Source organism: Mycobacterium mantenii, from assembly GCF_010731775.1.
GTDB lineage: Bacteria > Actinomycetota > Actinomycetes > Mycobacteriales > Mycobacteriaceae > Mycobacterium > Mycobacterium mantenii.
Genome location: NZ_AP022590.1, coordinates 942,998 through 956,211, shown reverse-complemented (window position 1 = coordinate 956,211; position 13,214 = coordinate 942,998). Strand labels below are relative to the sequence as shown.

The window sequence follows — 13,214 nt, the reverse complement described above, 5'->3', positions numbered from 1 at the left end:
GGCATTTCACGATGACGGTGAATTCCAAGGATGAAGCTGACCGCGAGACCCCGGTGTCGAACGTCATCGACGAGGAGGAACTCAGCGCGGTCGACCTGGTTCTCGGCCTCGGCGACCCGCAGAAGGTCGGCAGGTTCAGCTATCTTCTCGACGGCGACCGCTGGCAGTGGTCGGACGCCGTCGCGCGCATGCACGGCTACGCGCCCGGAACGGTGGAACCCACTACCGATCTGTTGCTGCAACACAAGCATCCCGAAGACCGCGAACACGTTGCGGCCGTCCTGGAACGAGTGTTGCAGGGAAAGCCGTTCAGCAGCCGGCACCGCATCGTCGATACCGGTGGGCGCACCCGCTGCGTTGTCGTCGTCGGCGACCGGATGCTCGACGACGACGGCGAGCTGATCGGCACGTCGGGGTTCTACGTCGACGTCACCGACTCGCTGCACTCCGACATAACCAAAGTGCTGGAGTCGGTGGCCAACGCCCGCGCACAGATCGAACAGGCCAAGGGCGTGTTGATGGCCGCCTACGGCATCTCCGCGGAAAAGGCGTTCGACATTCTGGTCTGGCGATCCCAGGAAGCCAACCTCAAGCTGCGCGACGTCGCCAGCCGCTTCCTGGACGCGCTGGTCCATCAGGCGGCATCGCCGGAGACCCGAAGCCAAATCGACCAGGCGCTGCTCACCCTCGACTAGGACGGTAGCTTTGCCCGGTGGCACACCTACTTGGAGCCGAGGCCGTACACCTCGAATATCCGACGCAGGTGGTCTTCGACTCGATCACGCTCGGGGTCAACGACGGCGCGCGCATCGGCATCGTCGGGCGAAACGGTGACGGCAAATCCAGCCTGCTGCGGCTGCTGACCGGCCAGCAGCGCCCCGATTCGGGCCGGGTCACCCGGCGCAGCGGGTTGCGGGTCGGCGCGCTGAGCCAAGCCGACACCCTGGACCCGGACCGCAGCGTGGGCTACACGCTGGTCGGCGACGCGGCCGAACACCAGTGGGCCGGTGACGCCCGGGTTCGCGACGTGGTCGCCGGCCTGGTCTCCGACATCGCCTGGGAGGCAGCGGTTTCCACACTGTCCGGAGGCCAACGCCGCCGGGTGCAGCTGGCCAGGCTGTTGGCCGGCGAATGGGACGTCATCGCGCTCGACGAGCCCACCAACCATCTGGACATCGAGGGCATCACCTGGCTGGCCGAGCACCTCAAAGGGCGCTGGGCGCGCAACACCGGCGGCCTGCTGCTGGTGACCCACGACCGCTGGTTCCTCGACGAAGTCGCCACCACGACATGGGAGGTGCACGACGGGATCGTCGAACCGTTCGACGGCGGCTACGCGGCGTACGTCCTGCAGCGCGTCGAGCGGGACCGGATGGCCGCTGCCACTGAGGCCAAGCGACAGAACCTGATGCGCAAGGAGCTGGCCTGGTTGCGTCGCGGCGCGCCGGCCCGCACCTCGAAGCCCAAGTTCCGCATCGAGGCCGCCAACCAGCTGATCGCCGACGTGCCGCCGCTGCGCAACACCGTCGAGCTGGCCAAGCTGGCCACCGCACGGCTGGGCAAGGACGTGATCGACCTGCTCGACGTGTCGGTGACGTTCGACGGCCGACCGGTGCTGCGCGATGTCGAGTGGCGGATCGCCCCCGGCGAGCGCACCGGCATCGTCGGCGCCAACGGCGCCGGGAAGTCGACCCTACTGGGGCTGATCGCCGGCACCGTCACGCCGGACACCGGACGCGTCAAGCGCGGCAAGACCGTTCAGCTGGCCGTGCTCGACCAGCAGGGCGACGCGCTGGCCGGCCTCAACGACGACCGGATCGCCGACGTGCTGGGCAGGCTGCGCGGTGGATACGAGGTCGAGGGTCGCGAGGTGACGCCCGCCCAGCTGCTGGAGCGGCTCGGGTTCGGCAAGGGCCACCTCTCCGCGCGGATCGGCGAACTCTCCGGCGGGCAGCGGCGGCGGCTGCAGCTGATGCTCACGCTGTTGTCCGAACCCAACGTGTTGCTGCTCGACGAGCCCACCAACGACGTCGACACCGACACGCTGACCGCGGTGGAGGATCTGCTCGACTCGTGGGCGGGCACGCTGATCGTCGTCTCGCACGACCGCTACCTGCTGGAGCGAGTCACCGATCAGCAATACGCGGTGCTCGACGGCCGGTTGCGGCATCTGCCCGGCGGGGTCGACGAGTATCTGCGGCTGGCCGCGCACCAGACCGCGCCGGCGGCCACCACGCCGGCGCCCGCCGAGCCGGAAGGGATGTCCGGGGCGCGGCGCCGGGCCGCCGAGAAGGAGCTGTCCGGCGTCGATCGCCAGCTCGCGCGCCTGTCCGGCCGAATCGAGGACAAACACAACGAACTCGCGGCACACGACCAGTCCGACCATGTCGGCGTCACGCGGCTCACCCAGGAGCTGCGTGCGCTCGAGGATGAGGTCGCCGCGACCGAGAGCCGCTGGCTGGAGCTCTCCGAGCTGCTCGACGAGTAATGACGTTGAGCGCCAACGGATCCGGGGTGCGGTTACCCGCTCAGTGCCAGCGCAGTAACACCAGTTCGGAGCCGAAACCGGGACCGATCGCGAGCATCAGCCCTGGGCTGCCGCCCGGCGGTGGTTTGGCGATGGTGTCCCGCAGGATGTGCAGCACCGACGCCGACGACAGGTTGGCGACTTCCCCGAGTGAGCGCCAGGTCAATTCCTGCGCCTCCGCGGGCAGGTCCAGGCTCTTGGCGATCGCGTTGATGACCTTGGGGCCACCGGGGTGAGTCACCCAGGCGCCGATGTCGTCCTTGGTCAGGCCGTGTCCGGCGAGGAAACTGTTCACGTCGTCGGCCACGTAGCGGTCGATGACCTTCGGCAGTTCAGGGGACATCACCAGCTGCATGCCGTCCGAGCCGATGTTCCAGCCCATGATGTGCAGCGATTCCGGGTATAGGCGGCTGCGTGAATCCAGGATGTCGGGCCCCGCGGAATTCAGCTGCTCGGCGCGACGGTCGCCGACGGCGACCACCGCGGCGGCGCCGTCACCGAACATCGCCGTCCCCACCAGTCCCGACACGGTCGGCCGGACCGTCGGGAAGGTGAGCGAACAGAGCTCGACCGACACCAGGGCGGCGACGCCGTCGGGCGCACCACGCAGGTAGTCGTGCAGCCGGCCCACGCCCGCGGCCCCGGCCGCGCAGCCCAGACCGAACAGCGGGACCCGGCGCACGTCCGGGCGCAGGCCGAGGCGCCCGACGATCCGGGCGTCGAGGGACGGCACCGCGATGCCGGTGACCGTCGTGGTCGCGATCATGTCGATGTCTTGCGGCTGCAGCCCGGCCTCGTCGAGAGCGCCCAGCAGTGCGTCGCAGCCCAGCTCCACGGCCTTGTCGATGAAGATCTCGTTGGTCGCGCCGAAGTCGGTCAGCGCGTGATACCGCTCCAGGGGCAACACGAAGTGGCGGCTGTTGACCTTGGCGGCGGCGTGCAGGCGCCGGACGACCTCTTCGTGTTCCTTCAGCGTGGGGAACTCGACGATCTGGTCGGTGATTTCGCGTTGGCTGTACCGATGCGGCGGCAACGCGCCGAATACACCCGCGATGACGCTCATGCTCTACCCTCTTGATTGCCAATTAGCAGAAACGCTCCCCGTGAACACGAAAGTTTATGCGGTGCGGTTCGGTCTTGCAAAAATTCTTCGTATTCAACATATGTCGTATTAGAGCGCCTCCGCGTTGGCGTAATCATTTCCGCCAGCGGGGAATTCATCATTCGGTGTCTTCCTCATCCGCCGAGCTTAGCGCCATTGCGATCAACGCATCGGGGCTCAACGAGTCGATGTCGTCGCCGCCCGCATTTGCGTCGGCGACGGGCGTTTCCGGGGCGCCGGCGAGCAATAAAAGTTTTTCCAGCAATCCCGTTCTTCGAAGCTCGCGCACCGGAATCTTGCGTAGGGTCGACCAGATTTCTTCCTCGTCGGATTCGGTGGGCTCGTCATGGAGCAGCTGCCGGCGAAGCTGATCGGCCAGCGCGGCCGGTGTCGGGTAGTCGAAGATTAACGTTCGCGACAACGCCAGTCCGGTATAGCTGGTGAGGCGGTTGCGCAGTTCGACCCCGATCATCGAGTCGAACCCGAGATCGATGAAGGCGCGGTCGTGGTCGATGGCGTGGCCGCCGGGGTGGCCCGACACCGCCGCCGCATGTTCGCAGACCAGATCGAGCAGCACCCGGCGCTGGTCGTCGGGCGTCAGTCCGTGCAGCCGGTGCGCCAGGTCGGGCGTTCGAGTGGCGGTGGCGGGCGGCGCCCCCGTCGTCCCGGCTTCCCCGCCTCCCAGCCAAAAGCTCTGCCGCGCAAAGCCATACGTCGGCAACTCGACCCGCCGGGCGTCCCGCCCGGTGAACACGCCGGCCCAGTCGAGGTCGAGGCCGCGGGTGAACAATTGGCCGGCGGCGCCCAGCACCGAGTCGGTCTCGGGGCGGTCCTTGGCCAGGGTGGGCACCGAGATGGCCTGCTCGGCGCTCAACGATTGGTCCACCGCCGCCGTCAACGCGGCACCCGGGCCCAGTTCCACGAAGATCGCGGCGCCGGCCGCCTCGGCGGCGCGCACGCCCTCGAAGAAGCGCACCGGCTGACGGACATGCGCCGCCCAGTACTGCGCCGACCCGTACCCGGCGCCGGCCAGCTGCCCGGTCACGTTCGACACCAGCCCGATCCGCGCCTGGCCCACCTCGATGTCGGCGACCGCGGCGGAAAGCTCTTCCACCATGGGCCGCATCAGCGGCGAATGGAACGCGTGTGACACCGCCAACCGATGCACGCGCCGACCGGCGCGAGCCAGGTGGTCCGCCAGCGCCTCCACCGGAGCCTGCGCGCCGGAAAGCACCACCGCGTTGGGGCCGTTGACCGCCGCGATGCTCACCCCGTCGTTCAGCAGCCGAGCCACTTCGGCCTCGGCGGCGCCGACCGCCACCATCACCCCGCCGGCCGGCAGCCCCGCCATCAACCGTCCGCGCGCCGCCACCACGCGCGACGCATCCGCCAGCGACAGCACACCGGCGACGCACGCCGCGGCGATCTCACCCACCGAGTGCCCCAGCACCAGATCCGGTGTCACACCGAAGGACTGCCACAACGACGCCAGTGCGATGCCCAGCACGAACAGCGCGGGTTGGGCAAACTCGGTGCTACGCAACAACTCCGGGTCCGTACCCCACATCACCTCGCGCAGCGGCAGCCGCAGATGAGCGTCCACGGCAGCGGCGGCGTCATCGAAGGCCCGGGCGAACGCGTCGAACCGGTCATACAGTTGCCGGCCCATCCCCAACGATTGCGACCCCTGGCCCGGGAACACGAAGACCGTCTTGCCCAGCGAGGCCGCGCGGTCCACGGCAACGCCGGGCCGTGACTCGCCCGTCGCGATGGCCGCCAGACCCGCTGCCAGCGCCGCACGATCGTCGCCCACCACCACAGCGCGGTGCTCGAAGCACGTGCGGGTGCTGACCAACGACCAGGCCACATCGAGGGTGCTGACGCCGTCGTTGTCGGCCACGTGGGCCGACAACCGTTGCGCCTGGTTGGCCAGCGCCTGTGCGGAACGGGCCGACAGCACCCACGGGACCGCCTCGTTCGGGTCGGCGGGCGATTGCGTTGGCGCCGTTGCCAACCGGGCGGGCGGCTGCTCGATGATCAGGTGTGCGTTGGTGCCGCCCATTCCGAACGAGGACACCCCGGCCCGCCGCGGATGATCTGCTCTCGGCCACGGCGCCAGGGTGGTGTTGAACTGCAGCCCAGGGTTTTTCGTGTCCACCTCGGGGCCGGTGTAGTTGAGGCTGGGCGGGATCTCGGCATGTTCGATCGCCAGCACGGCCTTGAGCAGGCCCGCGATTCCCGCGGCGCCGCCGGCATGGCCGATATTGGTCTTCACCGATCCCACCCGTACCGGATCGTGGGCGCGCCCTGCGAAAATCTCCCCCAGCGCCCGGGCTTCGATCTCGTCGCCGACCTTGGTGCCGGTGCCGTGCGCCTCGATGTAGTCGACGTCGCCGCCCGTGAGGCCCGCCTCGGCGAGCGCACGCCGGATCACGTCCGCCTCCCCGCGAGCCGATGGCACGGTCTGGGCGGTCGCGCTGTGCCCGGCGTTGCCCACGGCGCCGCCGCGAATGACCGCGCGGATGCGGTCGCCGTCTTCCAGCGCCGCCGGCAACGGCTTCAACAACACCAGGCCGCCGCCCTCACCGCGCACGTAGCCGTCGGCGCGCGGATCGAACGCGTAGGTGTGACCCGACACCGATACCGCGCCGAATTCGCGTTCGAGCATTGCGATTTCGTCGGCCAGGTTGAGATGTACCCCGCCGGCGACGGCCAGCGACGACTGCCCTGCGCGCAGGCTTTCGCAGCCGAGGTGCACCGCCGCCAGGGAGGACGACTGACCGGAGTCGACGGTCATGCTGGGTCCGTGCAGCCCGAAGGCGTACGAAATGCGGTTGGCGATCATCGCCCGGCTGATCCCGGTGAAGGTGTGGTGGTCCAGGTTCTCGGTGAGATCGCGCAGCGTCAATGCCGCGTAGTCATCCGTCATCGCCCCGAGGTACACCGAGACCCGTTCTCCCCGCAGCGTTTCCGGCACCACGAAGGCGTCTTCGAGCAATTCCCAGGCCAGCTCGAGGGCCAGGCGCTGCCGGGGATCCATCGCGCACGCCTCGCGTGGGGACAGGTTGAAGAAGTCGGCGTCGAATTCACCCCTGTCCGGAAAGGAGAACCGGGCTGCCTCACGCCCGTCGCCGATCAGGCGCCAGAACGCGCCCGGGCCGGCCGCGGCGGGGAACCTGCATGCCAGCCCGATGATCGCTACGTCTGTCGATGGCAAGGTCAGGGGCCGACTTCGTCGTCGAGGATGGCGAAAAGCTGACTGTCGGTGGCGGTGGCGATGTCGTCGTCGAACGCATCGTCGGGGTGTTCCAGGAACGGGGCGGGCGCCGGCGCCGTCACCGTGCTGAGCAGGCTTTCCAGCCGGCTGAGGATCGCCGCCTTGTCGCCGGCACCCAGATCGGGCGCCTTCAGCAGTGCTTGCAGTTCGGCGGCGATGTCGTCGAGGCGGGCCAGGCGATCGGACGGCGCGGCGGCCGCGGTGCCAGACGGCACGGAGGCGCTGGAGGCCAGCTGGGTGCCGAGGTGTTCGGCAAGCGCGGCCGGTGTGGGGTGGTCGAAAATCAGCGTGGGCGAAAGGGTAAGCCCGGTGGCGATTTTGAGCCGGTTGCGCAGTTCGACGGCGGTCAGCGAATCGAACCCGAGGTCGCCGAACGCATCGTCGGTGTTGACGTCGGCGGTGCTGTGGCCCAGTACCGTGGCCGCGTTGCTGCAGACGAGTTCCACCAGTTCGCCGTGCCGCTGCTCGGCGGTCATGCCCTCCAGCCGGGCCCGCAGGCCCGTCAGGGACACCATGTCGGTGTGCTCCAGGACCCGGCGGGCCGGGCGGGTGGCCAACTGGCCCAGCAGCGGGGGCAGCGTGGCGCTGTGGTGCGCCAGCGCTCCCCTGTCCAGCCGGGTGCCCACCACTATGGGGTTCTCGGTCAGCAACGCGACGTCCAGCAGTTCCAGCGCCTGGCGGGTGGACAACGCGCTCAGCCCGGCCCGGCTCATCCTGGCCTTGTCCGCCTCGCCCAGGTGTTGGGTCATCGTCGAGGTCTCTTCCCACATCCCCCAGGCCACCGACAGTCCCGGCAGTCCGTGCGCGTGGCGGTGCGCTGCCAGCGCGTCGAGGAAGCTGTTGGCCGCCGCATAGTTTCCCTGACCCGGCGCTCCGACGATTCCCGCCATCGACGAAAACATCATGAACGCCGACAGATCCAGCTCGCGGGTCAGCTCGTGCAGATTCCAGGCGCCGTCGACCTTGGCCCGCAACACCGCGTCGATGCGCGCCGGTGTCAATGACGCGATCACCGCATCGTCGAGCACGCCCGCGGCGTGGAACACCGAGCGCACCGGGTAGCGCGCCAGCAGCGCGGCGACCGCGTCCCGGTCGCCGACGTCGCAGGCCGCCACGTCCACCGATGCCCCCGCGCCACGCAATTCCGCGGCCAGCTCGGCCATTCCGTCGGCGTGTTCACCGCTGCGGCTGACCAGCACCACGTGCGGCACCCGATAGCGGTCGACGAGGTGCCGCGCCACCGCCGAACCCGCCATGCCGGTACCGCCGGTGATCAGCGCGGTGCCGCCGGCCAGCCCGCCGGGCCCGTCCGGCATGGTCAGCACGACCTTGCCGATGTGGCGCGCCTGGCTCACGAAACGGTAAGCGTCGGCCGCGCTGCGCGCGTCAAATGCCTTGACGGGCAACGGTGCCAGCACCCCGTCGGCGAACAACCGCATCAACTCCGCCAACATCTCGGCGATGCGGTCGGGGCCGGCCTCCATCAGATCGAACGCGCGATACGTCACCCCGGGGTGGGTCCGCGCGACGGTATCCGGGTCACGCAGATCGGTCTTGCCCATTTCGATGAAGCGACCGCCGGGCCCCAGCAGCCGCAGCGACGCGTCGTTGAACTCCCCCGCCAGCGAGTTGAGCACCACGTCCACGCCACCGGCGGCGAATTTCTGCTCGAAGTCCAGCGTGCGGGAATCCGCGATGTGCGCATCGTCAAACCCCATGGCGCGCAACGTGTCCCACTTTCCGCGGCTCGCCGTGGCGAAAACCTCCGCGCCCCAATGCCGGGCCAGCTGGACCGCGGCCATGCCCACGCCGCCGGTGGCGGCGTGCACCAGCACCCGCTGCCCGGCGCGCAATCCGGCCAGCACGGACAGCCCGTAATAGGCCGTCAGGAACACCACCGGCACGGCGGCGGCCTGGGTCATCGACCAGCCGTGCGGAACCCGGGTCACCAAGCGGCGATCGACGGCCGCCTGGGAGCCGGCCAGGCCGAAGATCCCCAGGACCGCATCCCCGACGGTCACATCGGTGACGCCGGCGCCGAGTTCGGTCACGATGCCCGCGCCCTCGGCGCCCAGCTGGGCGGCGCCCGGGTACATGCCCAGCGCCACCAACACATCGCGGAAGTTCACCCCGGCCGCGGCCACCGCCACCCGCACCTGACCGTCTTCCAGAGGCGCCGAAGGGCACTCCTGCACGGTCAGGTCCTCGAGCGTTCCGGCGTCACCGGCGGCCAGCCGCCACACCGACGGCGGGCCGGGCAGCCGCAGCAGGGGTCGCTGGGCGGCCGGTTTCAGTCGCGGGCTGTAGGCCACCCCGTCGCGCACCACCAATTGCGGCTCGCCACAACCGATCACCGTCGCGACGTCGAGCGTTCCGTCGCTATCGACCAGCACCACCCGGCCCGGGTGCTCGGCTTGCGCCGAACGCACCAATCCCCACACCGCCGCACCGGCCAGGTCCGCGACGTCTTCGCCGGCCAGACCCGCCGACCCGCGGGTCAGCACCACCAGGACCCCGCCCGCGGCACCGGTCAGCCAGGATTGCAGCACACCCAGCGCCTCGTGGGTCGCCGTCCGTACCGACATCACCGCGTCCGGATCCGCGGACGGTGACTCCCACACGGTGACGTTCTCGCCGATGTCGTTGCCCTCCAACGTGACCGGCGACCACACCACGTCGAGCAGCTCGCCGCTGCCGGAGCGGGCCGCCACGGCCGCAGTCAACTGGTCGGCCGAGACCGCGCGCGTCACCAGCTCGCGCACCGACAGCACCGGCAACCCCGACGAGTCGGCCAGCTCGACCGACACGGCGTCGGCACCGGCCGGCGCCAGCCTCACCCGGACCCGTGACGCGCCGGCCGCGTACAGGCTCACGCCCTGCCACGAGAACGGCAGGACGGTCTCGATCCGCTCGTCGGCCACCCCCAGCGCGTGCAGCGCCGCGTCCAGGACCACCGGATGGATGCCGAAGCCACCGGTCGAGACGCCGGCCGGCTGCGGGAGTTCGACCTCGGCGAAAGTCTCGGTCCCCCGCCGCCATACGGCCCGCAACCCCTGAAAGGCCGGTCCGTACCCATAGCCCCGGCCCGCCAGGCCGTCGTACGCGCCGGTCACGTCCACCACATCCGCACCCAGCGGCGGCCACATCGACAGGTCGGCGGCCGGTGCGGGTGCCTCGTCGCTCAGCACGCCCTCGGCGTGTAACACCCAATCGGATTGCGCGGCGCGCGAATACACGGCGACCGGCCGGCCACCCGTCTCGGCGGCCGCGTCCACCACGACCTGAAGCTGCACCACGCCGGTCGGCGGCACCGTCGGAACCACCAGTGGCGCCGACAGCGTCAATTCCTCGATCACCGAGCAGCCGACCTCGTCGCCGGCCCGCAACGCCAATTCCACGAAGCCGGCCCCGGGAAACAGCACCGTTCCAGCGACCGCGTGGTCGGCCAGCCAGGGCTGAGCGGCCAGCGACACCCGGCCCGTCAACACCACACCGCCGGAATCCGGCCGGTCCACCACCGCGCCCAACAGCGGATGCTCGGCCTCGGCCAGACCCAGACTGGCGATGTTGGCCGAACCCACCGAATCGCCAGACAGCCAGAACCGGCGTCGCACAAAGGCATACGTGGGCAGCTCGACCCGTCGGGCGTCAGAGACGGTGAAGGCCGCGGCCCACCGCACGTCGGCGCCGGCCGTGAACAGTTGCCCCGCCGCTCGCAGCAGCGAGTCGACTTCGGGCCGGCCCTTGGCCATCGTCACCACTGAGGACGCCCGGTCGGTCGTCAGGGATTGCTCCACCGCCGACGTCAACGCCGCGCCCGGACCCACCTCCAAAAACGCACCGGCGCCCAAGGATTCGGCCAGCCGCACACCGTCGACGAATCGAACCGGCTTGCGGACATGATCCACCCAGTAAGCGGCCGTTCCGTAGTCGGGGCCGGCGAGTTGCCCGGTCAGGTTGGACACCAAGGCGATCCGTGGTTCACCCGCCGACACGTCGGCGGCCACCGCCGCGAAGTCGTCCAGCATGGGCTCCATCAACTGGGAGTGAAACGCGTGCGAGACCGCCAGCGAGTGCACCCGCGCACCGCCGGCGGCCAGCCGGTCCGCGACCGCCGCCACCGCGGCCCGCTCACCGGAGAGCACCAGCGATCGCGGCCCGTTAACCGCCGCGATGCTCACGGAGCCGTTCAGCAATCCAGCCACCTCGTCCTCGGTCGCGGTCACCGCCACCATTACCCCCCCGGCCGGCAGCCCCGCCATCAACCGTCCCCGCGCCGCCACCAGCCGCGCCGCGTCGGGCAGCGACAGCGCCCCGGCCACGCACGCCGCGGCGATCTCGCCCACCGAATGGCCGACCACCACATCCGGTGTCACACCGAAGGACTGCCACAACGCGGCCAGCGCGATCTCCAGCACGAACAACGCCGGTTGGGCAAACTCCGTGCTCTGCAACAACTCCGCGTCGGTCCCCCACATCACCTCGCGCAACGGCAGCCGGGAATGAGCGTCCACCGCGGCGACGGCCTCATCGAAAGTCCGGGCGAACACCGGAAAACGTTCGTACATTCCGGCGCCCATCCCGAGGGACTGCGAGCCCTGGCCGGGGAAGACGAACACCCGCTTGCCAGCCGACCGGGTCCGGCCGACCACCACGGCGGGGTCCGGTCGTCCCGACGCCAGCCCGGCCAGCCCCGCCGTCAGCGCCTCGCGGTCGGCGCCGATCAGCACCGCGCGATGCTCGAAGGCCGCCCGGGTGGTCGCCAGCGACCAGCCCACGTCCACCGTCCGCACCCCCGCGTCGGCGTTCAGCCGGTCCAGCAGCCGTTGCGCCTGACCGGCCAACGCCTCGGGCGACCGAGCCGAAACCACCCACGGGATAACCGGATTGGTCACGGGCGGGGCCGGCTCGGCTTCGCTTTCGATTCGCGCGGGAGCCTGCTCCACGATCACGTGCGCGTTGGTGCCGCTGATCCCGAACGACGAGACGCCCGCCCGCCGTATCCCGCCGTGATCCGGCCACGGCCGCGGCTCGGTCAGCAACGCTACCGCGCCGGCCGACCAATCCACGTGCGGCGACGGCACGTCCACGTGCAGCGTCTTGGGCATCACCCCGTGCCGAATCGCCTGCACCATCTTGATCACCCCGGCCACCCCCGCCGCGGCCGACGTATGACCGATGTTGGACTTGATCGATCCCAACCACAGCGGGCGGTCCGCGGGGCGGTCCTGCCCGTAGGTCGCCAACAGCGCCTGCGCCTCGATGGGGTCCCCGAGCACCGTTCCGGTCCCATGGCCCTCGACCACGTCCACGTCCGCGGCCGTCAATCCGGCGTTGGCCAGCGCCGCCCGGATGACCCGCTGCTGTGACGGCCCGTTGGGCGCGGTCAAACCGTTCGACGCGCCATCCTGATTCACCGCCGTACCGCGCAGCACCGCCAGGACGGGGTGGCCCAGCCGCCGGGCATCGGCCAGCCGCTCCAGCACCAGGACACCCGCGCCCTCCGACCACGAAGTCCCGTCCGCCGCACCGGCGTACACCTTGCAGCGGCCATCGGGGGCCAGCGCACGCTGGCGGCTGAACTCGACGAACGCCGCGGGGGTGGCCATGACGGTCACGCCACCGGCCAGCGCCAGATCGCATTCGCCGGACCGCAACGACTGCGCGGCCAGATGCATGGAGACCAGCGAGGACGAGCACGCGGTGTCCACCGACACCGCCGGGCCTTCCAGCCCCAACACGTACGACACCCGGCCCGAAGTCACGCTCAGCGTCGAACCGGTGAGCCCGTAGCCCTCCAGCTCGCCCTTCACCTCGCCGCCGTAACCGGCGTGGATGACCCCGGCGAACACGCCGGTCGACGAACCGCGCAACGCGAATGGGTCAATGCCTGCCCGCTCCAACGCTTCCCAGCAGATCTCCAGCATCATCCGCTGCTGGGGATCCATGGCCAGCGCCTCGCTGGGCCCGATGCCGAAGAACCCGGCGTCGAAGTCACCTGCCTGCTGCAGGAAGCTGCCCTGCCGGGTGTACATCTTTCCCTTGGCGTCGGGGTCGGGGTCGTACAGCCCCTCGACGTCCCAGCCGCGGTCGGCCGGGAAGTCCGACACCGTGTCGCGGCCCTCAATCACCAAGTTCCACAGATCTTCCGGCGATTCGACTCCACCGGCGTAGCGGCACGCCATGCCCACCACCGCGACCGGCTCGGAAAGCCGGCCCTCCAGCTCCGCGACGCGCCGCCGGGTCCGCCGCAGATCCGCCGTGAGGCGTTTCAGGTAGTCGACGTGCTGCGTGGTGCCCGGCATCGT

General features: G+C 70.1%; 5 protein-coding genes. 2 read left to right on the top strand and 3 right to left on the bottom strand.

Annotated features, from left to right (window positions below; translation table 11 throughout):
* Positions 1-11: 11 nt before the first annotated feature.
* Complete coding sequence (locus tag G6N50_RS04470) at positions 12-695, top strand: PAS and ANTAR domain-containing protein (RefSeq protein ID WP_083094044.1); 684 nt, start codon at positions 12-14, stop codon at positions 693-695.
* Between the two features lie 17 nt (positions 696-712).
* Positions 713-2,488 (top strand): ABC-F family ATP-binding cassette domain-containing protein, encoded by a 1,776-nt coding sequence (locus G6N50_RS04465; protein ID WP_083094045.1) that lies wholly within the window; start codon positions 713-715, stop codon positions 2,486-2,488.
* A 40-nt stretch (positions 2,489-2,528) separates the two neighbouring features.
* Here G6N50_RS04465 and G6N50_RS04460 read toward each other — a convergent pair whose 3' ends face one another.
* From G6N50_RS04460 to G6N50_RS04450, 3 genes are all read right to left on the bottom strand, one after another.
* The gene (locus G6N50_RS04460) at positions 2,529-3,590 is read right to left on the bottom strand and encodes a type III polyketide synthase (RefSeq protein WP_083094046.1); all 1,062 of its coding nucleotides are present in this window, start codon (positions 3,588-3,590) and stop codon (positions 2,529-2,531) included.
* A 157-nt stretch (positions 3,591-3,747) separates the two neighbouring features.
* Positions 3,748-6,846: a type I polyketide synthase gene (locus G6N50_RS04455; protein WP_083094047.1), complete on the bottom strand. Its 3,099-nt coding sequence runs from the start codon at positions 6,844-6,846 to the stop codon at positions 3,748-3,750.
* 2 nt (positions 6,847-6,848) lie between these two features.
* On the bottom strand, positions 6,849-13,211 hold the full coding sequence (locus tag G6N50_RS04450; protein WP_372509972.1) for an SDR family NAD(P)-dependent oxidoreductase: 6,363 nt from the start codon (positions 13,209-13,211) through the stop codon (positions 6,849-6,851).
* Positions 13,212-13,214 lie beyond the last annotated feature (3 nt).

What these genes read in the sequence shown, in the direction of transcription:
- G6N50_RS04470 (WP_083094044.1), top strand. Translation starts at nt 12, where the DNA reads ATGACGGTGAATTCCAAGGATGAAGCTGACCGCGAGACCCCGGTGTCG.
- G6N50_RS04460 (WP_083094046.1), bottom strand. Translation starts at nt 3,590, where the DNA reads ATGAGCGTCATCGCGGGTGTATTCGGCGCGTTGCCGCCGCATCGGTAC.
- G6N50_RS04450 (WP_372509972.1), bottom strand. Translation starts at nt 13,211, where the DNA reads ATGCCGGGCACCACGCAGCACGTCGACTACCTGAAACGCCTCACGGCG.